Raw genomic sequence first — 25,496 nt, forward strand, 5'->3', positions numbered from 1 at the left:
ATTCCCCGTTCAGCCGGCTTCCGGTCCGTCCACCCGGAGTGCTCCGATCAACTGGTCGATGACCCCCGGATCCTCAATGGTGGAAGGCACTGTGTACTCCTCGCCGTCGGCTATCTGGCGCATGGTCTTGCGGAGGATCTTCCCGGACCGCGTCTTCGACAGGGCATCCACCACCGTCACCTGCTTGAAATCCGCAACCGCACCAATGTCCCGGCGCACCAATGCCACCAGGTCCTTGGCCAGGACGTCTTCAGGAATGTCGACGCCGGACTTGAGCACCACGTAGCCACTGGGACGCTGGCCCTTGAGGGAATCGGCGAGGCCGATCACCGCGCACTCGGCCACGGCAGGGTGCTGGCCGAGGACTTGTTCGATGGCGCCGGTGGAAAGCCGGTGTCCGGCGACGTTGATGATGTCGTCGGTGCGGCCCATGACAAAGAGGTACCCATCGTGGTCCTGGTAGCCCGAATCGCCGGTGGCGTAGCAGCCGTCGAAGGCCGTCAGGTAAGAAGAGATGAAGCGTTCGTCGTTACCCCAAAGAGTGGTCAGCGTGCCAGGCGGCAACGGCAGCCCCAGCACGATGTTGCCCTCGGCGCCGGCTGCCACCGCATCGCCTGTCCCGTCGAGAATCCGCAGCCGGTAGCCGGGCATCGGAACGCTGGGGGAACCGGCCTTGATGGGCAGGGGCTCCAGGCCGCGCGGGTTGGCACAGATGGCCCAGCCGGTCTCCGTCTGCCACCAATGGTCCACCACCGGCACGCCAAGGACCCGGGATGCCCAGTGGAAGGTATCAGTGTCCAGCCGCTCACCCGCAGTGAACAGGGTCTGCAGGCTGGAGATGTCATACCTGCCCAGCAGTGATGCCTCCGGATCGGCCTTGCGGATGGCGCGCAGCGCCGTGGGGGCGGTAAAGAGCACGTTGACCTTGTGGTCCTGGACCACCCGCCAGAAGGCACCCGCATCCGGGGTACCAACCGGTTTGCCTTCGTACATCACCGTGGTGGCGCCGGCGAGCAGCGGCCCGTAGACGATATAGGAGTGCCCCACCACCCAGCCCACATCCGAAGCGGTCCACATCACGTCGCCCGGACCGACGTCGTAGATATTCTCCAGCGTCCAGCGCAGGGCGACGGCGTGGCCCCCGTTGTCCCGGACCACCCCCTTGGGGGTGCCGGTGGTCCCGGAGGTGTAGAGGATGTAAAGCGGGTCGGTGGCCTTTACGTCAACGGGAGCGGCCAGCTGCGCCGATGCCATCTCGGTGTCCCAGTCCAGCCACCCGGCGTGGTCCGACGCCTTGGACGCGAAGCCGTCCCGCTCCTTGACCAACACGGGAATGTCGCGCGTGCCTGCCAGCTCAAGCGCCTCCGCGACGGCCGGCAGGTACTCGATGCGGCGCGTGGGTTCGATCCCGCCCGAGGCGGTGACCACCGCAGCAGGTGCGGCGTCCCGGATCCTGGCCGCGAGCTCCTTGGGCGCAAACCCGCCGAAGACCACGGAATGGACGGCGCCCAGCCTGGCGGTTGCCAGCATGGCAATGGCGGCTTCCGGGATCATCGGCATGTAGATGACTACGCGGTCCCCCTTGCCCACGCCGTGGCCGCGCAGCACGCCGGCGAAGCGGGCCACGAGGCCGGTCAGTTCGGCATAGGTGAAACGCTGCCGGGTTCCCAGCATGGCGGAGTCATGGATCAGTGCGTCCTGCTCCCCCCGGCCTTCGGCGACGTGCCGGTCCAGGGCGTTGTAGCAGGTATTCAGTGCGCCGTCCGGAAACCAGCTGTAGAGCGGCGCCCGGCTGGAGTCCAGTGCCTGGGCAGGCGCAGCACTCCAGTGGATCTTTTCCGCCGCCTCCAGCCAGAAGTCTTCCGGCTCTTCAATGCTGCGCCGGTAGCTGTCCCGATAGCTGTTGCTGACCATAACGTAATCCCGTCCACGACATTGTGATGCAGCTCATGGTAACTTGCGCCTCCGCGGCTAACAAGAGGTTATGTATACAAAAGAGCCAAAGTTAGCCCTTTTTTCCTGCTTCTTCCCAAATGTCCAGCACTTATGTATACACTGGAGGCCACAGCCGAGGAAGGAGAAGGCATGCGTGCCAGCGACAAGGCCTATGCCGCCCTGCGGGACGACATCATCGAATGGCGCCTGGCCCCGGGGACGGTCCTTGCCGAGGTGGAACAGTCCGAACGCCTGGGCGTCTCACGAACGCCGCTGCGGGAAGCCCTGGGCCGCCTTACGGCAGAAGGCCTGACGACGGCGGGCGGCCGCGGCGTGGTGGTCAGCGACATTTCCCTGGAAGACATCGACGAGCTGTTCGAGCTCCGCGAAACCCTCGAAGGCAGGGCGGCGGCCTTGGCCGCACGCCGCGGCGACGCCCGTACCTTCGAGCACCTGCAGCGTGACCTGCTCCGGGCTCCGGAATTGATCGGCGGCGACCACCCTGCCCTGCATGAATACTACGAACTGGTGGGCCGGCTGGATGCAGCCATCGATGCAGCCATCTCCAATTCCTACCTGGCCCAGGCCATGCGGAGCCTGCGCGTCCACCTGGTCCGGATCCGCCGGCTTGCCGCCGATGACGCGTGCCGCCTCACTGCCGCCGCTGCCGAGCATGCCGCCATCGCGGAGGCCATCGCGGCCGGCAATCCGAGGCTCGCCGAGGCGGCCACCATCGTCCACCTGCACCGCAGCCTCTCCCACGTCAAAGCAACCCATACATCCCAGCAAAAGGAGCATCATGGTTAAGGAACACCACGTCCGGGTCTACCGCAGCGAAGAAAACCTCCCGCGTGAGGACCAGCTCGCGTACAAGATCGCCCAGGTTGCTGCGGACCCCGTGGCTGTGTCTGACGAAGTGACCGACATGGTGATCAACCGGATTATCGATAACGCTTCGGTGGCCATTGCCTCCCTGAACCGGGCTCCCATCGTCGCAGCCCGCGCCCAGGCACTGACCCACGGTCCCAGCACGGGCGGCAAGGGTTCCAAGGTGTTCGGCATCGAGGAACGCGTCGCCCCGGAGTGGGCTGCCTGGGCCAACGGCGTGGCCGTACGGGAACTGGACTACCACGACACCTTCCTCGCCGCCGACTACTCCCACCCGGGGGACAACATCCCGCCGATCCTCGCCGTGGCCCAGCACGTTGGCGCCAACGGCCACGACCTGGTGCGTGGCATCGCCACCGGGTACGAGATCCAGGTCAACCTGGTCAAAGCCATCTGCCTGCACAAGCACAAGATCGACCACGTGGCGCACCTGGGCCCCTCCGCGGCCGCCGGCATCGGCACCCTGCTGGGCCTCGACGTCGAAACCATCTTCCAGTCCGTGGGCCAGGCGCTGCACACCACCACCGCCACCCGGCAGTCCCGCAAGGGCGAGATCTCCACCTGGAAGGCCCACGCCCCGGCATTTGCCGGCAAGATGGCCATCGAATCGGCCGACCGGGCCATGCGCGGCCAGACCTCCCCCGTGCCGATCTACGAAGGCGAAGACGGCGTCATCGCCTGGCTGCTCGACGGCCCGGACGCGTCCTACATGGTTCCGCTGCCCACCCCCGGTGAAGCCAAGCGAGCCATCCTGGACACCTACACCAAGGAACACTCGGCCGAATACCAGGCCCAGGCCTGGATCGACCTGGCCCGCAAGCTGCACCGCGAACACCCGGAGGTCACAGACCCGGCCAACGTCGCATCCATGCTGATCAAGACCAGCCACCACACGCACTACGTGATCGGCTCCGGCGCGAACGACCCCCAGAAGTACAGCCCCACCGCGTCCCGGGAGACCCTGGACCACTCGATCCCGTACATCTTCACCGTGGCCCTGCAGGACGGAGCCTGGCACCACGTGGACTCCTATGCCCCGCAGCGCGCCGCACGCCCGGACACCGTGGAGCTGTGGCACAAGGTCAGCACGGTGGAGGATCCGGAATGGACCCGCCGCTACCACTCCCTGGACATTGCCGAGAAGGCCTTCGGCGGCACGGTGGAGATCACGCTCAAGGACGGCACCGTCATCACGGACCAGATCGCCGTTGCCGACGCCCACCCGCTCGGTGCCCGCCCGTTCGCCCGGGAACAGTACATCAACAAGTTCCGCACCCTCGCCGCCGGGCTCGTGGAGGAGGCCGAAATCGAACGGTTCCTCGCCGCCGTCGAACGCCTCCCCCACTTGAAGGCCGGGGAACTGGACCAGCTGAACATCACCGCCGCCCCTGGCGTCATCGACCCCGCGGCCGCGCCGAAGGGACTGTTCTAAATGCTGTATTCGAAGACCACTCCCGAGCAGAAGCGGGTCCGGTTCCGGGAACTGCTTGCCTCCGGGACCATCCAGCAGTTCCCCGGTGCGTTCAATCCGCTCTCGGCGCGGCTGATCGAGGAGAAGGGCTTCGCCGGGGTGTACATCTCCGGCGCCGTCCTGGCCAACGACCTCGGCCTGCCCGACATCGGCCTGACCACGCTCACCGAGGTGGCCACCCGGGCCGGGCAGATCGCCCGCATGACCGACCTCCCCTCGATTGTCGACGCCGACACCGGGTTCGGCGAACCCATGAACGTGGCCCGCACCGTGCAGGAACTCGAGAACGCGGGCCTGGCCGGCTGCCATATCGAGGACCAGTTCAACCCCAAACGCTGCGGCCACCTGGACGGCAAGAACGTGGTGGACCTGGACATCGCCACCAAACGCATCCGCGCCGCCGCCGACGCCCGCCGCGACCCCAACTTCCTGATCATGGCCCGCACCGACGTCCGCGCCACCGACGGGCTGGAAGCCGCGCAGCAACGGGCCAAGGCGCTCGTCGAAGCCGGGGCGGACGCGATTTTCCCCGAAGCCATGCGGGACCTCAGCGAGTTCCGGGCCATCCGGGAAGCCGTGGACGTGCCCATCCTGGCCAACATGACAGAGTTCGGAAAAAGCGACCTCTTTACCGTGGACGAGCTGGCCGGTGTGGGCGTGAACATGGTGATTTATCCGGTAACGCTGCTCCGTAGTGCCATGGGCGCTGCTGAGCGTACTCTGGAATCGATCAAATCCGACGGCACCCAGGAGGCACAGGTTCCAAGCATGCTGACCCGTGCCAGGCTTTACGACCTCGTTGATTATGAGGCCTACAACCGCTTTGACACCGGCGTGTTCAATTTCCAGATCCCCGGCACCTGACATCCAACCGGAATCCCGGCCGCGGCCGGACCAACAGGCTTTAGGAACAAAGGAGTTTCAGCATGGCTGAAAATGAGATCAAAAAGGGCCTTGCCGGCGTGGTGGTGGACTACACCGCCGTTTCCAAGGTCAACCCGGACACGAACTCCCTGCTCTACCGCGGCTACCCGGTCCAGGAGCTGGCCGCCAGGTGCAGCTTCGAGGAAGTGGCGTACCTGCTCTGGAACGGCGAACTGCCCACCAAGGACCAGCTTGCGGAGTTCACTGCACGGGAACGCGCCGGCCGCGCCCTTGATCCGGTGGTGAAACAGGTGATTGATGCCCTGCCCGCCACCTCGCACCCGATGGACGTATGCCGGACCGCCGCCTCCGTCATGGGGGCACGGCATCCGTTGGCGGAGGATTCCTCCCGGGAAGCGAACATGGCCAAGGCCGTTGACCTCTTTGCCGCCATGCCGGCGGTAGTGGCCTACGACCAGCGCCGCCGCCATGGGCAGGATCCGGTGGAGCCCCGCGAAGACCTTGGCTACTCGGCGAACTTCCTGTGGATGGCCTTTGGCGAGGAACAGGTGCCGGAGGTGGTGGAGGCTTTCAACGTCTCGATGATCCTTTATGCCGAGCACTCCTTCAACGCGTCCACCTTCACGGCCCGGGTCATCACGTCCACGCTCTCGGACCTGCATTCCGCCGTGACCGGTGCCATCGGGGCCCTGAAGGGCCCGCTGCACGGCGGCGCAAACGAAGCCGTGATGCACACGTTCGACGAGATCGGCATCCGGCAGGAGGAGTCACTGGAGGAAGCAGCCACCCGGGCCAAGGCCTGGATGGAAGACGCCCTGGCGCAAAAGAAGAAGGTCATGGGCTTCGGACACCGCGTCTACAAGCACGGCGACTCCAGGGTCCCCACCATGAAGGCCGCGCTGGACAAGATGATTGCCCACTACGGCCGGCCCGAACTGCTGGGGCTGTACAACGGCCTGGAGTCGGCGATGGACGAGGCGAAAGGCATCAAGCCGAACCTCGACTACCCGGCCGGGCCCACCTACCACCTGATGGGTTTTGATACACCAACATTCACTCCCCTGTTCGTGGCCAGCCGGATCACGGGCTGGACCGCACACATCATGGAGCAGCTGGACGCCAACTCCCTGATCAGGCCGCTGAGCGAGTACATCGGTCCGGAGGAACGGCACCTTCCGTAGCTTTAGCAGGAACGTCCGACGGCGGGCGGGCACCTTTCGCGTGAATGCGACCCGTGTCCGGCCGCCGTCGGGCGTTTAACCGCTTACTCCAGCAGGCTCCGGGAGGAGGCGACCGACTCGTTGTCGGTGTGCATGGTGACCACCACGTTGACCGTGCGGCCTTCCAGCACCACCGGCAGCCAGTGGTCCGCGTCCTGCCACATGCGGTCCACCGGCAGCGTATCCACGCGGAACCATTCAGGCACGATCTCCTCGCTGGGTGCGGGCTCGCCCTGCCAGGTCCGGGCAGTGAAGAGCCTGGTCTGCATATCCCATTCCGGCCGGGCCGGAAAGACGAAGTGGACCGACCCGGCGTCCGCCAGGTCCTCCATCTGCAGCACTACGCCGGTTTCTTCCAGGACCTCCCGGATGACGGCCTGGGCGTCCGACTCCCCCGGTTCCACGTGGCCGCCGACGCCCACGATCTTGCCGCGGCCGAAACCGGTTTGCTTCAGCCCGAGGAGTACTTCGGTCCCGCCGGCGCCGTCGCGGAGCAGGAAGCAAAGGGTAACCCGGGCTGCAGTCATGCATTCAAGCCTAGGGGGTCCGGAAGTTGCCGGCGGGACGCGCCATGGGGCGGCGGATATGCCAAGCTCTACGTGTGACTCCCGAAACAGCAGACGGGATACGGCCGGCCCGCAACTCGACCATTGACGCCCGCCTGCCGGAGTGGCTGGTACGCAACCCTTTGTACTGGGGCTGGGCCTGGGCCTGTGTGTGGACAGCACTCATTGTCACTGATGAATTCGTGGACCTGGCAGGGTGGACGTGGTATCTGCTGGTGGCTGCGGCGGCCCTCCCCACGCTGCTCAGCACCCTGGCCGTGCTCCACGTGACGCCCCGGCAGCAGGTGAAGGCCGCCAGGGAGTCGGTTTTGGGCCTGTTCTTCGTGCGTTTCCTGGCCCTGGTTGCTACATTCATGGTCTGGGCCATCTCGGTGGTACTGAGTGCCTCCATCTCAACCACCATCCAGGCCGTGGCGGGTGACTCCGAGCGTGAAGTCACCGCCCTGGGCTTCACCCTGATGGCGGCCCTCGTCCCGCTGGTGGTGGCCGTCCTGTGGCTGGCGTTTGTTGCCCGGTGCGCGTGGTTCCTGCGGAGGCTTCGCGGCTGGCGGCAGGTGCCCACGCTCTCGCGGGTACCGAAATCGTTCCTCCGCGGCCGGCCACGGCTGCGCCGGGTGGTGCTTGGCCTGGCACATCCGGGACTGATGCTGCTTGCCGGCATGGGCACCTCCGTGCTGGCTTTCCTGCTGGGCCCCGTGGAACTCACCATCGAGGCGCTGTTCTAGAACTTCAGCCGAGGGCCCGGGGATGGGCGGCCGCGTAGATCTCCCGGAGCGTATCGGCCGTGACCAGCGTGTACACCTGGGTGGTGGTCACGGATGCGTGGCCCAGGAGTTCCTGGACCACCCGGACATCCGCGCCGCCTTCGAGCAGGTGGGTGGCGAAGGAGTGCCGGAGTGTGTGTGGTGAGACGTCCCGGGTGATGTTGGCCTTCTCCGCCGCCACCTTCAGGATGGTCCAGGCGCTCTGCCGGCTGATCCTGCCGCCCCGGGCATTCAGGAACAAGGCCGGGGTGCCTTTGCCTTTGGCGGCGAGCAGCGGCCGGCCGCGGACCAGGTAGGCGTCCAGCGCCCGGGCTCCATAGGAACCCAGCGGCACCAACCGTTCCTTCGATCCCTTGCCGAACAGCCGGACAATGGCAGGCCCGGACTCCGGCTCCGCCAGGGAGATGTCGTCCACATCCAGTCCCACGGCCTCGCTGATCCTGGCACCGGTGGAATAGAGGAATTCGAGCAGGGCGCGGTCCCGCAGTCCGGCGGCGGTGTCGGTTCCTGCCGCTTCAAGGATGCGGGTCACCTCGTCAACGCTGATGGCCTTGGGCAGCCGCTTGCCGGCCATGGGGGGATGGACGTCGCGGGCGGGATCGGCCGGTGTGTGGCCCTCAAGGGCCCAGAACTTGTGCAGGCCGCGGACCGCCACCACCGTCCGGGCCGCGGACCGGACTCCCAGGGTGGAGCCGCCGTCGGAACCGTCCGAAAGGGCACGGACATAGCCCGTCACGTGGTGCCGCGTGATGTCCTCCGGCCGCGCGCACCCGGCTGCTGCCAGGTAGCGGGCGTACCGGGCAAGGTCGCGGCGGTAGGCTGCCAGCGTGTTCGCGGCGAGTCCCCGTTCCACCCCCATGTGCTGCAGATAGTCCGTGATTCCACGGTCGATGGCTGGCGGCACTGGCACGGGGGCTGCGGCAGCGGTTCCCGTGCCCGGAACCGGTTCAACCGCAGATGCCGCTTCAGCCGAAGAGTCCGCGCTTACCGAAGCACCTGCGCTTACCGAAGCACCTGCCATCAGCGCTGGCTGGGGTGCGCGGGCCAGGGGGCGTCGGCGGGGCGAAGCCCTTCATAGTTGGCGGCGCGGGCGGCAGCGGCGGCAAGGATCCCGACGACGGCGGACGGGTTGTGCAGGCGCCCGGCCAGGACGGACGCCACGGCATCGTCCAGGGAGATCCAGTGGAACTCGATCTCGGCTTCCTCGTCCGTCCGTTCGTGGCGTTCGTGGTGCGGCACTTCGGTGAGGTCACGGGCAAGGTAGATGCGGATGGCCTCGCTGGAGGATCCCGGGGAATTGAAGAGATCGGCCAGGACGTTCCAGGTTCCGGCGGCAAGGTCCGCCTCCTCGGCCAGTTCGCGGGCGGCACCCTCCACGAAGCCTTCGCCTTCGACATCCAGCAGTCCGGCGGGAACCTCCCAGAGGTCCATACCCACCGGATGCCGGTACTGCTTCAGCAGCAGGACCTGCCCCTCGTCGTTCATGGGCAGGACCGCGACTGCGCCGGGATGGTCGATGTAATCGCGGGTGAGCGCGTCGCCGGAATCGGAGAGCTGGAAAGTGTCGCTGACAACGTCCCAGATCCGGCCCTGGTAGACCTTCTCCGTAGACAAAAGACGGCGCGGGCTTGGTGCATCCGAAACCTGTTTGGCAGGGGTGGCTTCAGGTGTACCAGGCATCGCGCCGTCCTTTTTGTTCTCTTGACTACTTAGCGGTAACGGTACCCGATGCCGCTGGCTCCCCGGCTGCGGGAACAGCCGTGTCGGCGGCGCCGGCCTGCCCTGCGTCCCCGTGGTTTGCGGCCTGGTGGTTCAGGGCAGCCTGGACCAGGCCGGCGAACAGCGGGTGCGGGCGGGTGGGCCGCGAGCTGAGCTCGGGGTGCGCCTGCGTGGCTACGTAATACGGGTGGACGTCGGCAGGCAGTTCAACGAATTCCACGAGCTTGCCGTCAGGGGAGGTGCCGGAGAAGACCAGGCCCTTGTCGGCAATCTGCTGGCGGTACTTGTTGTTGACCTCGTAGCGGTGCCGGTGGCGTTCGCTGACGGTGGTCTTGCCGTACGTTCCGGCGATGACCGAGCCTTCGTCGAGTTTGGCTTCGTACAGGCCAAGGCGCATGGTGCCGCCCAGGTCGCCGCGGCCTTCAACGTACTCCAGCTGCTCTTCCATGGTGGCGATGACCGGGTACTTGGAGTCCGGCTCGAACTCGCTGGAGGAAGCGCCCTCCAGGCCCACCACATTGCGGGCGTACTCGATCACCATGCACTGCAGGCCAAGGCAGAGGCCCAGCACGGGCAGCTTGGTTTCGCGGGCGAACTTCAGGGCGCCGAGCTTGCCTTCGAGGCCGCGGATACCGAAGCCGCCGGGCACGCAGATGGCGTCAACACCGTCCAGCGCCTTGATGGCGCCTTCTCGGGTCTCGCATTCATCGGACGGCACCCAGCGGATCTTGACCTTGGCCTCGTTGGCGAAACCGCCGGCGCGCAGCGCTTCGGTCACCGACAGGTAGGCGTCGGGGAGGTCGATGTACTTGCCCACCAGGGCGATCTCGACATGGTGCTTGGGGTTGTGGACCGCTTCAAGCAGCTTGTCCCAGCTGGTCCAGTCCACGTCCTTGAACGGCAGGTCCAGGGCACGGACGATGTACGAGTCCAGGCCCTGGCTGTGCAGGGTCTTGGGGATGTCGTAGATGCTCGGGGCGTCGGCGGCGTTCACCACGGCGTCGATGTCGACGTCGCACATACGGCCGATCTTTTCCCGCATGGCCTCGGGCACTTCGCGGTCCGAGCGGATCACGATCGCCTCGGGCTGGATGCCGATGGAGCGCAGCGCAGCCACGGAGTGCTGGGTGGGCTTGGTCTTCAGTTCCTGCGACGGGCCGATGTAGGGAACCAGCGAAACGTGCAGGAAGAACACGTTTCCGCGGCCGATGTCCTGGCGGACCTGGCGGGCGGATTCAAGGAACGGCTGGGACTCGATGTCGCCCACGGTGCCGCCGATTTCGGTGATGATGACGTCCGGGGCGTTCTTGCCCTCTGCGGGCAGGCGCATGCGGCGCTTGATCTCATCCGTGATGTGCGGGATGACCTGGACGGTGTCCCCGAGGTATTCGCCGCGGCGTTCCTTGGCGATCACGGTGGAGTACACCTGCCCGGTGGTCACGTTGGCGGAGCCTTCGAGGTTTTCGTCAAGGAAGCGCTCGTAGTGCCCGATGTCCAGGTCCGTCTCGGCGCCATCGTCGGTGACGAAGACCTCGCCGTGCTGGAACGGGTTCATTGTGCCCGGATCCACGTTCAGGTAGGGATCGAGCTTCTGCATCGTGACGGACAGGCCGCGTGCCCGCAGCAGATGACCAAGGCTGGACGCCGTCAGTCCCTTGCCGAGCGAGGACGCCACACCGCCGGTGACGAAGATGTGCTTGGTCGTCTTGGAGGAGCCCGGGAACCGGGAATTTACACGGGAATTTGATCGCTGCACCACGGAATTCGAGCCTATCATCAATTGCGCCTTCCCGTGGCTGTTCCGTCAGGCCCGCTGCGGCAGGAGCTTGGCGTCGTCCAGCAGTTCCTGGGCGTGCGCCTGGGCCGATTCCGAGTCCTCCTGGCCCGCCAGCATGCGGGCGAGCTCACGCACCCGCTCCGGGCCGTCAAGCAGCCGCACGTCACTGGAGGTGAACCCGGTGGCCGTGCCGCCGTCGGCTCCCCTGACTGAGGTTTTGGTCACGGTGATGTGCTGGTCCGCGAACGCCGCCACCTGCGGAAGGTGCGTGACCACCAGCACCTGCACGTGGCGTGCCAGCATGGCCAGGCGGCGGCCGATCTCGACGGCGGCCCGGCCGCCAACGCCCGCGTCCACCTCGTCGAAGACAAACGTGGGGACGGGGTCGACGGCGGCAAGCACCACTTCGATGGCCAGCATGACGCGGGACAGTTCACCGCCGGACGCGCCCTTGCCCAGCGGCCGGGCCGGGGCGCCGGAATGCGGCTGCAGCAGGAAACTGATCTCGTCCGCGCCATGCGGGCCCAGCTGCCCCGCCGGCTCAATGGTGATCACCAGCGTGGCGTCGGCCATGGCCAGGGCCTTGAGTTCAGCGCTGACCCGGCCGGAGAGGTCCTTGGCGGCCTTGGCGCGGATCTTGCTGATGGCAGCGGACTGCTTCTTCAGTTCTGCTTCGGCACGGACCACTTCAGCGTCCAGGGACTCGATCCGGGACGAGTCGTCCTGCAACTCGTCGAAGCGGATCCGCGCCTTTTCCGCCCACTCCAGCACCTCGTCGATGGTGGGGGCGTACTTGCGGACCAGCTTGGCCAGGGCGGCGCGCCGGTCCTCGATTTCGGCGAGCCGTTCCGGGCCCTCCGTGTCCAGGCCGGCCTGGTAGCTGGCCAGTTCGGTGGCGATGTCGTTGAGGAGGAAACCCACCTCGGCCAGCCGGGCCGCTGCGGAACCCAGCTCCGCATCATGCTCCGCCACGTGTTCCAGGGTCCTTTTGGCGGAATCCACCAGCGTGGTGGCATCCCCGGTTTCGCCGAAGTCCTCGGCGATGAGTGCCTGGTGTGCGGTGCTGGCGGCGATCCTCAGCTCCTCCACGTTGGCAAGCTTCACGGCCTCGGCCTTCAGCAGCTCGTCCTCCCCCGGCTGCGGATCCACCTCGTCGATCTCTGACAGGGCCGCCTCGAGCGATTCTGCTTCCCGGAGCCTGTCCCGTGCTGCGCTGCGCAGGGTGTCCAGCTCTGCCTGGCTGGATTTCCAGTGGTTGTACAGCTCCTGGTAACCGGCCAGCGGGCCGGCCAAGGCGTCACCGGCGAACTTGTCCAGCGCTTCACGCTGCGCCGTGGCGCTTTTGAGCCGGATCTGGTCCGACTGGCCGTGCACCACCACCAGTGACTCACCGATCTCGGCCAGCACGCCCACGGGGGCAGCCCGGCCACCCAGGAACGCACGGCTGCGTCCGTCCGCACCCAGCCGGCGGGCCAGGATCAGCTCCGCGCCGCCGTCGAACTCCTCCGCCTCGGCACCGGCCTCAAGGGCACGGGCGATGGCCGGGTGCCCGGCGTCCAGCTTCAGCACGGCTTCTGCCGTGGCGCTCTTGGCGCCGCTGCGGACGGCCCCGGCATCCGAACGGGCGCCCAGGAGCAACCCGACGGCGGTGACCACCATGGTCTTGCCCGCGCCGGTTTCGCCGGTGACAACGCTCAGTCCCGGGCCGAGCGGAAGCGTTGCGTCGGTGATGACGCCGAGATCGCGGATTCTCAGTTCTTCAAGCATGGCTTCACTTTGCAGTCGACGGATCGGGATCGCTGCCGGGGTTTTCCACGTGCGGTACCGGCAGCGGCGGCATGGGCCGTGGCGTGCGCACAATGGGAATAGGGCCGGTATGCACGGCATCGGACTTGGGGACCGGCCCCCGCCAGCCGTGGATGGGCAGCTCGAACTTTCGGACTAGGCGAGCCGAGAACGGTGTCTGGTGCGTGCGGGCCAGGCGGACGGGAGTGGCCGACTTGGTCACTTCCACGCGGGCGCCGGGCGGCAGGTCCACCGAACGCCGGCCATCGCACCACAGCACGCCCTGGGCGTCCGTGCGGCCCAGGACCTCCACAGCGAGCTTTGACCGCGGTGACACCACGAGGGGCTTGGCGAAGAGCGCATGGGCGCTGATGGGGACTATCACCAGGGCCTCCACCTCCGGCCAGACCACCGGCCCGCCCGCGGAAAACGCGTAGGCCGTGGACCCGGTGGGGGTGGCCAGCACGATGCCATCGGAACCGAAGGACGTCAGCGGGCGCTCGTCCACTTCCGTCACGACCTCGAGCATGCGTTCGCGGTTGGCCTTCTCGATGGCAGCCTCGTTTAAAGCCCAGGTGTGCCAAATCTTCTGGCCCCGGACCCACACCTGGACATCGATGGTCATGCGTTCTTCAACCGTGTACTCGCGGCTGGCAATCCACTCGACCGTCTGGGCAAGGTCCGCGCGTTCGCTTTCGGCCAGGAAACCCACGTGGCCCAGGTTGACTCCCAGCAGCGGCACATCCACTTCGCGGACCAGTTCGGCGGCCCGCAGGATGGTGCCGTCACCGCCAAGGACCATGACCAGTTCCACATCGGGCAGCTGGACATGGTCGTGAAGTACCTCCACCGGCTGGGCCAGATGCCCGAAGAACCGTTCCATGTCCCCCAGCTCGGACTCCTGCATCACGGGAACGATGCCCGAGGCGTGCAACAGCGCGCAGGCTTCCCAGGCGGCCTTCAGCGACTCCTCGCGGCCGGTGTGGGCAAGGACCAGTACACGCCTGCTCATCAGGTTCCGCTCTCTAGTGGTTCGGCCAGATTTGTCCGAGCAACGCAGCGGCTGCTGCCTCTCGCTCTTCGATCTTAGGCAAGTCTTTGCTGATCCTGCGTTTTATCCACAGGAAGTATTCGACGTTTCCGTCCTGCCCGGGCAGTGGACTGGCCGCCAGGCCGCACAGGTCCAGGCCGGCGTCGAGCGCTGCCCTGGCCACCTTCTCCACGGCCATCCGCCGCTCGCGCTCCGACGTGACCACGCCGGTCCGGCCCAGGCGGTCCTTGCCGATTTCGAACTGGGGCTTGACCATCAGCACCAGGTCTCCACCGGGCTCCGTGCAGTCCGCCAGCGGCTGGACCACCAGGGTGAGGGAAATGAACGACAGGTCCGCGACCGTCAGTGCTGCCGGGCCGCCGATGTCGGCCGGCGCCATGTATCTGACGTTCAGGCCTTCGTGGACGTCCACGCGCGGGTCGCTGCGGAGGTGCGGCACCAACTGGCCGTGTCCGACGTCGACCGCCACCACGTGTGCGGCGCCCCGCCGAAGGAGGACGTCGGTGAAGCCCCCGGTGGAGGCGCCGGCGTCAAGGCACCTTTTGCCTTCCACCGAAACGTGGGGGAAGGCGTCGAGGGCGCCGGCCAGCTTGTGGCCGGCGCGGCTGGCGTAGGTGTCCTGGTCATCATGGTCGACGGCGAGATCCCGGCTGTCGTCCACCTGAAGCGAGGCTTTGCTGAGGACCTCGCCGCCGGAACTGACCTTGCCTTCGCTGATCAGCGACGCGGCATGCGTGCGGGACCTCGCCAGTCCGCGCGCCACCAGTGCCTGGTCGAGGCGCACCGGCATCAGGCTTCACCCCCGGCGGGACCGGGCTCTGCGGGATCGCTGTTGAGGGCGGCCAGCAGTTCATCATGAAGCCCGTTGTAGACGGTCTCGTGGTCCCCGACAGGTAGCCCGGGCAAGTCGAAAAGCCTGGCGATGGCCTGCGCCACCTCCGGATCGGTGATGTCCTGCCCGCCTGGCTGCGGCCATTCGGGTGCCGGCCGGGCTGGGGTGTCGTCCGGTTCGGTCAGCTCAGTCATTGAACCAGTCTAGTGATCCAGCCACACCAGCTTGGGCGCCTGGGGGGCTGCAGCGGCGGGCGTCTCCGCCCACCAGGCTGCGCATGCGGCACGCCACGAGTCGAGGTGATCCTTGCTGCCAATGATGCCCACCGCTCCATTGGCCACGCGCGCCGTTGACTGGCCGCACGTGTATGTGCCGTCGTCGTGCGTGACCTCCGGGTATGGGCGGTGCAGGTCCGTCAGGTTTTCGATGATGTAGTCGGGCCGTTCCGCCGACCTTGCGGCCAAGATGGTTTCGCGCGTGTCGACGCCGGTCAGGACAGCCACGGTGGCAAAGCCGGCATTGTTGCCGCCCAGGATGTCCGTGTCCAGCCGGTCGCCCACCACCAGGGGACGCTCCGCTCCGAGGCGCTTGGCGGCCGAGTGGAACAGTGGCGCCTCGGGCTTTCCGGCGACCCTGGGCTGTTGGCCGGTGGCAGCAGCGACGGCGGCAACCAGGGTGCCGTTACCCGGAGCGATGCCCCGCGCCTGGGGAATGGACATGTCCGTGTTGGTGGCCACCCACAACGCTCCGGCGGACACCACGTAGGTGGCTTCCGCCAGGTCCTTCCAGCCAATGGCGGGGCTGAACCCCTGGACCACCGCTACTGGGTCCTCCGCCTGGCTGCCCACGGGCACCAGGCCCACGAGCTCGATTTCCCGGGCCAGCGCAGGGCTGCCCGTGATGAGGATCCTTGACCCTGGTGCCAGCAGCGAGGCGAGCAGCTCGGCGGCTGCCTGGGAGGAGCTGACCACCTGGTCGTCCTCGGCAGGCGCACCCAGCTCGCGGAGATGGGCTGCAACCTCTCCCGGGGAGCGGGAGGCGTTATTGGTCACGTAGCCGAGGCCGATTCCCAAACCGGAGAGCTGCCGCAGTGAATCCACGGCTCCGGGAATGGCGTGGGGCCCGGCGTAGACCACTCCGTCCAGGTCTGCGAGGAGCGCATCGAAGCGCGAAACCAGCGAGACATCACTCATGACTGTTCAGTCTTCCCGGCGTTCTTCGTCATGGTGGGCGTCAGCGGCGTCCTCCATGTCGGTGTCCTCCGCGGCTGCGGTCCCGGGCTCGTCGAGTTCCACGGAGTCCTGGTCCGAGTCGGCATCGTCGGAGACGAAGTAGTCGGCGTCCTGGTCGTCGAGGTTGCTGTCCTGGGCTGCCTCCGCTTCGGCGGCGCGGGTGTTTTCCGGTTCAGCTGCTGCGGGGGCTCCGGCGGGGGCTTCTGTCCCGGCAGCTGTGGAGGCACGCTCCAGCAGCCTGCGCCGTTCAGCCTCTTCCCGTGCCTCTTCTTCCTCGTCCCAGCCGAGGTCGATGATTTCGGGTTCCTGGTCCACGCCCTGGCCCAGGGCGTTTTCTGCCACGACGGCCTGGCGGCTCCACTTCTCCGCTTCTTCCTGGCGTCCTACCGCCGCCAGTGCATCGGCGTAGGCGCGGAAGAGGCGGGGGCTGTAGGAGAAGGCGCGGTTGATGTCCAGCTGAGGGATTTCGAGTTCGGCCACTGCAGCGTCCAGCTGGCCCAGATCGGTCCGGGCACCGGCCGCCACGATGGCCAGTTCCACCTTGCCGGGGGCGTCAAGGTCCTGGGCTTCCTCCGAACGGGCAACATCGAGGGCACGGTCGGGACGCCCCAGGCCGCGTTCGCAGTCGGCCATCACGGGCAGGTGCACGTTGGAACCGCTGATCCGGCGGAAGGTGCGGAACTCGCGGAGCGCCTCGCCGTAGTGGCCGGCAGCATAGGCAGTCAGGCCAACGGCTTCACGGACGGCAGCGAGCCTTCCGCCGCGGCGGCTGGCAGCGAGGGCGTGCTGGAAGGCAAGCTCGGGCTCGTCGTCAAGCAGGCGGCCGGCCATCACCAGGTGGCGGGCCACCCACTCTGCGCTCTTGGGCTCGAGGGTCTTGATCTGGTGGTGTGTGGCACGGTCCAGCTCCTTGCCGGTGACGTCCTCATCGATCTCGGGTGAGCGCTCCCGGTCAGGACGGTTGGCGCTGCGAAGGTCGGCGGCGTTGGGCACGCGGGCAGGGCGCTCCTCCTGGCGGTCGCGGCCAAAGCCACGGGGGCCGGATCCGCCACGGCCGGATTCGCCACGTGCGTCACCGCGGTCAAAGCTGCGCGGCGCCCGGTCCTGCCGGTCTCCGAACGGCTTGCGGTTCTCGCCGCCGAAACCGCGGCGGTCGCCTTCACCGTCACGGCGCGGACGATCACCGAACGGCTTACGGTCACGGTCACCGCCGCCAAAGCCACGACGGTCGCCTTCGCCGTCACGGCGGGGGGCGGTCACCATACGGCTTGCGGTCACGGTCACCGAAGGGCTTCCGCTCGCCGCCACCGGCTCCGCCACCAAAACCGCGACGATCTCCCTCGCCATCACGGCGCGGACGGTCACCAAACGGCTTACGGTCACGGTCACCGCCACCGAAGCCACGGCGGTCGCCTTCGCCATCACGGCGCGGACGATCACCAAACGGCTTACGGTCACGGTCACGATCGCCGCCACCAAAACCGCGGCGTTCACCTTCGCCATCACGGCGCGGACGATCACCAAAAGGCTTACGGTCACGGTCACCGAAGGGCTTCCGCTCCCCGCCACCGGCAGAACCGCCACGGGAGAAGTTGTTGCCGTCGCGGTCGGACCGGGACCGGAATCCGCGGGGATCCCCACCGGAGTTGTTGTTGCCGCGGAACGCGCCACGGTCGTTGCCGCGGTTGCCCCCGTTGTGCTCGGCCATATGGATTCCTCCTGTTGTGAGCCGACCACTGGCGCAACTGCAGCCGCTCGTTTCGTTTCCTACGCAACCCGAAATCAAGCGCTTCGAAGTCCGTACATCTTCATCAATTCTAGTGGAGCCACAAAATCCCGCGGGACAGTGGGAGCCTTGGTGGCGGTACCGTGGCCATCTTCACAGCAACGCCCGCTCACCTTTGACAGGTTTTCCTGAAACGCCCCACCAGTCCCCGGGGGTATCCCCGAGATGCCCGCTCACTTTTGGCAGCTTTTCCTGTAACGCTTCATCAGTTCCTGCGGGTTTGCCTGGGTTCCGGCGCGGGGGTTTGTTGGGTGGATGTGGGGTTAAAGCAGTAGGACCCTGACATTCCTTTGTCAGGGTCCTACTCAATTTATGTCCGGCGGTGACCTACTCTCCCACACCCTCCCGGGTGCAGTACCATCGGCGCTGTGGGTCTTAGCTTCCGGGTTCGGAATGGGACCGGGCGTTTCCCCCACGCTATGACCGCCGTAACCCTTGTACCCGTCACCAACCCCGTGGGGCTGGTGTGGGAAAACTTTGTGTGGTTACAACATTGTGGTGTTGTTATTCAATTTACTTGGTTCCTGCCGTGACCCCGGTGTTGGGGGTTGTTGGTTGGGAACCACATAGTGGACGCAAGCAGAATGTGTATATATCTGTGTGGTGTAAGTTGTTGGCCTATTAGTACCGGTCAGCTTCACGAGTCGTTAGTCCTCGCTTCCACATCCGGCCTATCAACCCAGTGGTCTGGCTGGGGGCCTCTCACACCCGAGGGTGTATGGAAATCTCATCTTGAAGCGAGCTTCCCGCTTAGATGCTTTCAGCGGTTATCCCATCCGAACGTAGCTAATCAGCGGTGCACTTGGCAGTACAACTGACACACCAGAGGTTCGTCCGTCCCGGTCCTCTCGTACTAAGGACAGCCCTTCTCAAATTTCCTGCGCGCGCAGCGGATAGGGACCGAACTGTCTCACGACGTTCTAAACCCAGCTCGCGTACCGCTTTAATGGGCGAACAGCCCAACCCTTGGGACCTACTCCAGCCCCAGGATGCGACGAGCCGACATCGAGGTGCCAAACCATGCCGTCGATATGGACTCTTGGGCAAGATCAGCCTGTTATCCCCGAGGTACCTTTTATCCGTTGAGCGACGGCCATTCCACAATGTACCGCCGGATCACTAGTCCCGACTTTCGTCCCTGCTCGAGATGTCTCTCTCACAGTCAAGCTCCCTTGTGCACTTACACTCGACACCTGATTGCCAACCAGGCTGAGGGAACCTTTGGGCGCCTCCGTTACTTTTTAGGAGGCAACCGCCCCAGTTAAACTACCCATCAGGCACTGTCCCTGACCCGGATTACGGGCCGAAGTTAGATGTCCAAAGTGACCAGAGTGGTATTTCAACGATGACTCCACCCGAACTGGCGTCCGGGCTTCAACGTCTCCCACCTATCCTACACAAGCCACTCCGAACACCAATACCAAACTATAGTAAAGGTCTCGGGGTCTTTCCGTCCTGCTGCGCGTAACGAGCATCTTTACTCGTACTGCAATTTCGCCGAGTTTATGGTTGAGACAGCGGGGAAGTCGTTACTCCATTCGTGCAGGTCGGAACTTACCCGACAAGGAATTTCGCTACCTTAGGATGGTTATAGTTACCACCGCCGTTTACTGGGGCTTAAATTCTCAGCTTCGCCTTGCGGCTAACCGGTCCTCTTAACCTTCCAGCACCGGGCAGGAGTCAGTCCGTATACATCGTCTTGCGACTTCGCACGGACCTGTGTTTTTAGTAAACAGTCGCTTCCCCCTGGTCTCTGCGGCCCCGATCCCCTCCAGAACGCAAGGTTCCTTCAAGGTTGGGGCCCCCCTTCTCCCGAAGTTACGGGGGCATTTTGCCGAGTTCCTTAACCATAATTCTCTCGATCGCCTTGGTATTCTCTACCTGATCACCTGTGTCGGTTTGGGGTACGGGCGGCTAAAACCTCGCGTCGATGCTTTTCTCGGCAGCATAGGATCACCAAATCCCCCCAAACGGGGGTCCCATCAGATCTCAGGCTATGTGAGTGGCGGATTTGCCTACCACTCGCCCTACATCCTTAGACCGGGACAACCATCGCCCGGCTCGGCTACCTTCCTGCGTCACACCTGTTAATACGCTTGCCTCCCGGGATCAGGTCCTGCGCTCCACCAAAACCCTCACACCACAAGGGTGATCGGGCAGGTATCGGGCAGTTAGTATCCCCCGCTCAGCATGGGCGGTTTTTCGCCGGTACGGGAATATCAACCCGTTGTCCATCGACTACGCCTGTCGGCCTCGCCTTAGGTCCCGACTTACCCAGGGCAGATTAGCTTGACCCTGGAACCCTTGATCATTCGGCGGACGGGTTTCTCACCCGTCTTTCGCTACTCATGCCTGCATTCTCACTCGTGTAGGCTCCACCGCTGGTTTACACCGCGACTTCACCGCCCACACGACGCTCCCCTACCCATCCACACGCCTGAACCACAAGGGCTTAGCTAAAATGTGAATGCCACAACTTCGGCGGTGTACTTGAGCCCCGCTACATTGTCGGCGCGGAATCACTTGACCAGTGAGCTATTACGCACTCTTTTAAGGGTGGCTGCTTCTAAGCCAACCTCCTGGTTGTCTGGGCAACTCCACATCCTTTCCCACTTAGCACACGCTTAGGGGCCTTAGTTGGTGGTCTGGGCTGTTTCCCTCTCGACTATGAAGCTTATCCCCCACAGTCTCACTGCTGCGCTCTCACTTACCGGCATTCGGAGTTTGGCTGACGTCAGTAACCTTGTAGGGCCCATTAGCCATCCAGTAGCTCTACCTCCAGCAAGAAACACGCAACGCTGCACCTAAATGCATTTCGGGGAGAACCAGCTATCACGAAGTTTGATTGGCCTTTCACCCCTACCCACAGCTCATCCCCTCCATTTTCAACTGAAGTGGGTTCGGTCCTCCACGACGTCTTACCGTCGCTTCAACCTGGCCATGGGTAGATCACTTCGCTTCGGGTCTAGATCACGCCACTGCAACGCCCTATTCAGACTCGCTTTCGCTACGGCTGCCCCACACGGGTTAACCTCGCGACGTAACACTAACTCGCAGGCTCATTCTTCAAAAGGCACGCCGTCACCAGAATCAGACTGGCTCCGACGGATTGTAAGCACACGGTTTCAGGTACTGTTTCACTCCCCTCCCGGGGTACTTTTCACCTTTCCCTCACGGTACTGGTCCGCTATCGGTCATTAGGGAGTATTTAGGCTTATCAGGTGGTCCTGACAGATTCGCACGGGATTTCTCGGGCCCCGTACTACTTGGGATACTCTCACAGGCGGTACAAACACATTACGGTTACGGGACTAACACCCTCTCTGGCCGGCCTTTCAAAACCGTTCACCTATGCGCGCACATCACACCCCACCAGCCCGGCAGAACTGGTATGGAAAGTCCCACAACCCCGACCATGCAACGCCCGCCGGCTATCACACATGGAACGGTTTAGCCTGATCCGCGTTCGCTCGCCACTACTAACGGAATCACTATTGTTTTCTCTTCCTGCGGGTACTGAGATGTTTCACTTCCCCGCGTTCCCCCCACGCACCCTATGTGTTCAGGTACGGGTCACCAAGTCACTCGCGCGCTCAGCGGGGTTTCCCCATTCGGACACCCTGGGATCACAGTCCGGTTATCGACTCCCCCAGGCTTATCGCAGATTCCTACGTCCTTCTTCGGCTCCTAATGCCAAGGCATCCACCGTGTGCTCTTAAAAACTTGACCACAAAGATCAAAAACTAATTTCGAGAGAACCATGAAAACCAACCACGCTCCCAACACCCCACAAAGGAGGCATCAACAACGCAGCCAGATCCAGGTTCATTATCTTGGAAATTGCTTCTTATACAAGATGCTCGCGTCCACTATGTAGTTCTCAAACAACAACCCCACACCACACACCCCACACACAACCCCCAAAAGGGAGCCAGCATGCGTGAAGGCGTCATGGCAGGGAAACCAGAAACAAACAAACCCACGGGAAACCCCGTGGCCCTGTTGCCTCAGGACCCAACAGTGTGCCAAACACTAAACCACCCCGCACCCCACCCACCGTTCCAGAACCATCACTGGCTCGTACTAGGACAAGAAGGAAACAACGCGGCCGCTATTTGCTGATATTCCACCCATGAGCACCCGCCGCAGAACTTGCGTCTGCGCAACGGGCTTTGCTTCCTGACAAACCCCCACCACCACATACGCGGCCATGACTGATTTGTAGGTGCTCCTTAGAAAGGAGGTGATCCAGCCGCACCTTCCGGTACGGCTACCTTGTTACGACTTAGTCCCAATCGCCAGTCCCACCTTCGACAGCTCCCTCCCACAAGGGGTTAGGCCACCGGCTTCGGGTGTTACCAACTTTCGTGACTTGACGGGCGGTGTGTACAAGGCCCGGGAACGTATTCACCGCAGCGTTGCTGATCTGCGATTACTAGCGACTCCGACTTCATGGGGTCGAGTTGCAGACCCCAATCCGAACTGAGACCGGCTTTTTGGGATTAGCTCCACCTCACAGTATCGCAACCCTTTGTACCGGCCATTGTAGCATGCGTGAAGCCCAAGACATAAGGGGCATGATGATTTGACGTCGTCCCCACCTTCCTCCGAGTTGACCCCGGCAGTCTCCTATGAGTCCCCACCATCACGTGCTGGCAACATAGAACGAGGGTTGCGCTCGTTGCGGGACTTAACCCAACATCTCACGACACGAGCTGACGACAACCATGCACCACCTGTAAACCAGCCCCAAAGGGGAAGGACTGTTTCCAGCCCGGTCCGGTTCATGTCAAGCCTTGGTAAGGTTCTTCGCGTTGCATCGAATTAATCCGCATGCTCCGCCGCTTGTGCGGGCCCCCGTCAATTCCTTTGAGTTTTAGCCTTGCGGCCGTACTCCCCAGGCGGGGCACTTAATGCGTTAGCTACGGCGCGGAAAACGTGGAATGTCCCCCACACCTAGTGCCCAACGTTTACGGCATGGACTACCAGGGTATCTAATCCTGTTCGCTCCCCATGCTTTCGCTCCTCAGCGTCAGTTAATGCCCAGAGACCTGCCTTCGCCATCGGTGTTCCTCCTGATATCTGCGCATTTCACCGCTACACCAGGAATTCCAGTCTCCCCTACATCACTCTAGTCTGCCCGTACCCACCGCAGATCCGGAGTTGAGCCCCGGACTTTCACGGCAGACGCGACAAACCGCCTACGAGCTCTTTACGCCCAATAATTCCGGATAACGCTTGCGCCCTACGTATTACCGCGGCTGCTGGCACGTAGTTAGCCGGCGCTTCTTCTGCAGGTACCGTCACTTACGCTTCTTCCCTACTGAAAGAGGTTTACAACCCGAAGGCCGTCATCCCTCACGCGGCGTCGCTGCATCAGGCTTGCGCCCATTGTGCAATATTCCCCACTGCTGCCTCCCGTAGGAGTCTGGGCCGTGTCTCAGTCCCAGTGTGGCCGGTCACCCTCTCAGGCCGGCTACCCGTCGTCGCCTTGGTAGGCCATTACCCCACCAACAAGCTGATAGGCCGCGAGTCCATCCAAAACCACAAAAGCTTTCCACCAACCACCATGCGATAGTCGGTCATATCCGGTATTAGACCCAGTTTCCCAGGCTTATCCCAGAGTCAAGGGCAGGTTACTCACGTGTTACTCACCCGTTCGCCACTAATCCAGGAGCAAGCTCCCTTCATCGTTCGACTTGCATGTGTTAAGCACGCCGCCAGCGTTCATCCTGAGCCAGGATCAAACTCTCCGTTGAAGTAAAACAGACACAACCACAACCACCGGAAATAACGGCGGAAACGGCTGCACAAAATTTGAAACCAGCTAAAAACACCAAACCACACCACAGGGGCGGCACGGCTCGGCAAATTCAACCAATTTATAAAAAAATCGGTATCAACAAACTTGGCACACTATTGAGTTCTCAAACAACAGACACATTCGAATATTCCCGGAAGCAATTCGCTGAATTGTTTATTCCGTATTTCTTCGCTGCGATGTTTCAATCTTATTTCATTCATATTCACTTTTGCAAATCCGGTTATTTTCCCGGAATTCACTCGATGGAATGAATCCGCCCAGCAAAATGAGAAGCAATTTCTTCAGTTCCACGCCCTGCGCGGTAAGAATTGCTTCTCAGAAGTTGGGGGTTTGTCGCCACTCAGCGGCGGCGACTCAGAAAACAATACACGCCCTCCAGCGACCGTGCAAATCGGCTGCGGAAGGGCGTGCATGCAGGACCCGAAGGTGCTAAGGAACCAGCACCTCGACGGTGGCCAGGTTCTTCTTGCCCCGGCGCAGGAGCAGGTACTGGCCGTGCAGAAGTTCGGACTCGGAGATCACGGCTTCTGGATCGGAGACCTTCTCGTTGTTCACGTAGGCACCCCCCTCGCCCACTGTCCGGCGGGCGGCAGACTTGCTTTCCGAAAGACCGGACGCCACCAGCAGGTCGATAATTCCCATCGCATCCACCTGCACTGTGGTGGAAGGAAGCTCGGAGGTAGCCGCCTGCAGGGTTGCCTTGTCCAGGGCTGCCAGGTCGCCGTTCCCGAAAAGAGCGGCGGAAGCGGCTATGACCTTTTCCGTTGCGTCCACTCCGTGCACCAGGGAGGTCACTTCGAAAGCAAGCTTCCGCTGGCCTTCCCTGGCAAAGGGACGCTCGGCCACGGAAACCGCGATCTCTTCAATTTCGGCCCGCGTCAGGAACGTGAAGACCTTGAGCCGGTCCACCACGTCTGCGTCCGACGTGTTGAGCCAGAACTGGTAAAAGGCGTAGGGGCTGCACATGCCGGCGTCCAGCCAGATGGCGTTGCCCTCGCTCTTGCCGAACTTGGTTCCGTCGGAGTTGGTGATCAAGGGAGTTCCCAGGGCGTGGACACTCTTGCCCTCCACCTTGCGGATCAGCTCGGTACCGCTGGTGAGATTGCCCCACTGGTCCGAGCCGCCGGTCTGCAGCACGCAGCCGTAGTCGCGGTAGAGCTGCAGGTAGTCCATGCCCTGCAGGATCTGGTAGCTGAACTCCGTGTAGCTGATGCCCTCATCGGAGTTCAGGCGGGACGCCACGGCGTCCTTGCGCAGCATGGTGCCCACCCGGAAGTGCTTGCCCACCTCACGCAGGAAGTCGATGGCACTCAGCGGGGCCGTCCAGTCCAGGTTGTTCACGATCCTGGCAGCGTTGTCACCCTCAAAGCTGAGGAAGCGGCTGACCTGGGCCTGCAGGTAGCCAACCCACTCGGCCACCGTGTCCTTGGTGTTCAAGGTACGCTCCGCCGTCGGACGGGGATCGCCGATCATGCCCGTGGAGCCACCCACCAGGCCAAGCGGCTTGTGCCCCGCCAGCTGAAGACGCCGCATGACCAGCAGCTGGACAAGGTTGCCCAGGTGCAGGCTTGGCGCGGTGGGATCGAAACCGCAATAGTAGGTAACCGGCCCATTGGCGAGGAGCTTTTCGAGCTCTGCTTCGTCGGTGGAGACATGGACCAGCCCACGCCACTTCAGTTCCTGCCAAATGTTGGCGAAGGTGGGGTCGTTGCGCTGCGGTTCGAGGTTGTTCAGTTCTGGCACGCTTCCTAAGTTAGCAGT

17 protein-coding genes and 3 rRNA genes are annotated in these 25,496 nt (G+C 63.9%); 5 read left to right on the plus strand and 15 right to left on the minus strand.

From position 1 onward, the window contains the following. Positions 1 to 9: 9 nt before the first annotated feature. Positions 10 to 1,914: a propionyl-CoA synthetase gene (locus tag QFZ60_RS12875; RefSeq protein WP_307090850.1), complete on the minus strand. Its 1,905-nt coding sequence runs from the start codon at positions 1,912 to 1,914 to the stop codon at positions 10 to 12. Between the two features lie 171 nt (positions 1,915 to 2,085). Between QFZ60_RS12875 and QFZ60_RS12880 the strand changes: the two genes are divergently transcribed. From QFZ60_RS12880 to QFZ60_RS12895, 4 genes are all read left to right on the plus strand, one after another. Further along, entirely contained in the window at positions 2,086 to 2,742 is a 657-nt protein-coding gene (locus QFZ60_RS12880) for a GntR family transcriptional regulator (protein WP_307090852.1), read from the plus strand. Next, a complete protein-coding gene (locus QFZ60_RS12885) occupies positions 2,735 to 4,255 on the plus strand; it encodes an MmgE/PrpD family protein (RefSeq protein WP_307090853.1) in 1,521 nt (506 codons plus the stop codon). The genes QFZ60_RS12880 and QFZ60_RS12885 overlap by 8 nt, the downstream gene beginning before the upstream one ends. Next, positions 4,256 to 5,158, plus strand: coding sequence for a methylisocitrate lyase (gene prpB, locus QFZ60_RS12890; RefSeq protein WP_307090855.1), 903 nt, complete (start codon positions 4,256 to 4,258; stop codon positions 5,156 to 5,158). Between the two features lie 62 nt (positions 5,159 to 5,220). Continuing rightward, positions 5,221 to 6,360 (plus strand): bifunctional 2-methylcitrate synthase/citrate synthase, encoded by a 1,140-nt coding sequence (locus QFZ60_RS12895; protein ID WP_307090857.1) that lies wholly within the window; start codon positions 5,221 to 5,223, stop codon positions 6,358 to 6,360. Between the two features lie 83 nt (positions 6,361 to 6,443). Here QFZ60_RS12895 and QFZ60_RS12900 read toward each other — a convergent pair whose 3' ends face one another. Beyond that, positions 6,444 to 6,926: an 8-oxo-dGTP diphosphatase gene (locus QFZ60_RS12900; RefSeq protein ID WP_307090859.1), complete on the minus strand. Its 483-nt coding sequence runs from the start codon at positions 6,924 to 6,926 to the stop codon at positions 6,444 to 6,446. 74 nt (positions 6,927 to 7,000) lie between these two features. On the opposite strand from QFZ60_RS12900, the gene QFZ60_RS12905 reads away from it, so the two are divergent. Next, positions 7,001 to 7,690 carry a hypothetical protein gene (locus QFZ60_RS12905; protein WP_307090861.1) on the plus strand — a complete coding sequence of 230 codons (690 nt, stop codon included), beginning with the start codon at positions 7,001 to 7,003 and terminating at the stop codon, positions 7,688 to 7,690. 4 nt (positions 7,691 to 7,694) lie between these two features. On the opposite strand, the gene xerD is transcribed toward QFZ60_RS12905, so the two are convergent. From xerD to tyrS, 13 genes are all read right to left on the minus strand, one after another. After that, positions 7,695 to 8,750, minus strand: a complete 1,056-nt coding sequence (xerD, locus tag QFZ60_RS12910; protein ID WP_307090862.1) for a site-specific tyrosine recombinase XerD — start codon at positions 8,748 to 8,750, stop codon at positions 7,695 to 7,697. Beyond that, positions 8,750 to 9,409 (minus strand): NUDIX hydrolase, encoded by a 660-nt coding sequence (locus tag QFZ60_RS12915; RefSeq protein WP_307090864.1) that lies wholly within the window; start codon positions 9,407 to 9,409, stop codon positions 8,750 to 8,752. The genes xerD and QFZ60_RS12915 overlap by 1 nt, the downstream gene beginning before the upstream one ends. 25 nt (positions 9,410 to 9,434) lie before the next feature. Further along, positions 9,435 to 11,225 carry a CTP synthase gene (locus QFZ60_RS12920; RefSeq protein WP_307090866.1) on the minus strand — a complete coding sequence of 597 codons (1,791 nt, stop codon included), beginning with the start codon at positions 11,223 to 11,225 and terminating at the stop codon, positions 9,435 to 9,437. A gap of 27 nt (positions 11,226 to 11,252) precedes the next feature. Next, entirely contained in the window at positions 11,253 to 12,992 is a 1,740-nt protein-coding gene (gene recN / locus QFZ60_RS12925) for a DNA repair protein RecN (RefSeq protein ID WP_307090868.1), read from the minus strand. A 4-nt stretch (positions 12,993 to 12,996) separates the two neighbouring features. After that, positions 12,997 to 14,022: an NAD kinase gene (locus QFZ60_RS12930; protein WP_307090870.1), complete on the minus strand. Its 1,026-nt coding sequence runs from the start codon at positions 14,020 to 14,022 to the stop codon at positions 12,997 to 12,999. Between the two features lie 13 nt (positions 14,023 to 14,035). Further along, positions 14,036 to 14,851: a TlyA family RNA methyltransferase gene (locus QFZ60_RS12935; protein WP_307090872.1), complete on the minus strand. Its 816-nt coding sequence runs from the start codon at positions 14,849 to 14,851 to the stop codon at positions 14,036 to 14,038. Beyond that, on the minus strand, positions 14,851 to 15,087 hold the full coding sequence (locus QFZ60_RS12940; RefSeq protein ID WP_307090874.1) for a hypothetical protein: 237 nt from the start codon (positions 15,085 to 15,087) through the stop codon (positions 14,851 to 14,853). The genes QFZ60_RS12935 and QFZ60_RS12940 overlap by 1 nt, the downstream gene beginning before the upstream one ends. A 9-nt stretch (positions 15,088 to 15,096) precedes the next feature. Next, on the minus strand, positions 15,097 to 16,086 hold the full coding sequence (locus QFZ60_RS12945) for an HAD-IIA family hydrolase (RefSeq protein WP_307090876.1): 990 nt from the start codon (positions 16,084 to 16,086) through the stop codon (positions 15,097 to 15,099). Between the two features lie 6 nt (positions 16,087 to 16,092). Beyond that, a complete protein-coding gene (locus QFZ60_RS12950; protein ID WP_307090877.1) occupies positions 16,093 to 17,709 on the minus strand; it encodes a hypothetical protein in 1,617 nt (538 codons plus the stop codon). A gap of 516 nt (positions 17,710 to 18,225) precedes the next feature. Further along, a 5S ribosomal RNA gene (rrf, locus tag QFZ60_RS12955) occupies positions 18,226 to 18,342 on the minus strand. A gap of 169 nt (positions 18,343 to 18,511) precedes the next feature. Continuing rightward, a 23S ribosomal RNA gene (locus QFZ60_RS12960) occupies positions 18,512 to 21,640 on the minus strand. A gap of 507 nt (positions 21,641 to 22,147) precedes the next feature. Then, positions 22,148 to 23,670, minus strand: a 16S ribosomal RNA gene (locus QFZ60_RS12965). Together the 16S, 23S and 5S rRNA genes form the textbook arrangement of a ribosomal RNA operon. A 494-nt stretch (positions 23,671 to 24,164) precedes the next feature. After that, positions 24,165 to 25,478, minus strand: a complete 1,314-nt coding sequence (gene tyrS / locus QFZ60_RS12970; RefSeq protein ID WP_142121186.1) for a tyrosine--tRNA ligase — start codon at positions 25,476 to 25,478, stop codon at positions 24,165 to 24,167. Between the last annotated feature and the right edge of the window lie 18 nt (positions 25,479 to 25,496).

Origin of the sequence: Arthrobacter sp. B2I5, assembly GCF_030816735.1 — a bacterium.
Taxonomy (GTDB): Bacteria; Actinomycetota; Actinomycetes; order Actinomycetales; family Micrococcaceae; genus Arthrobacter.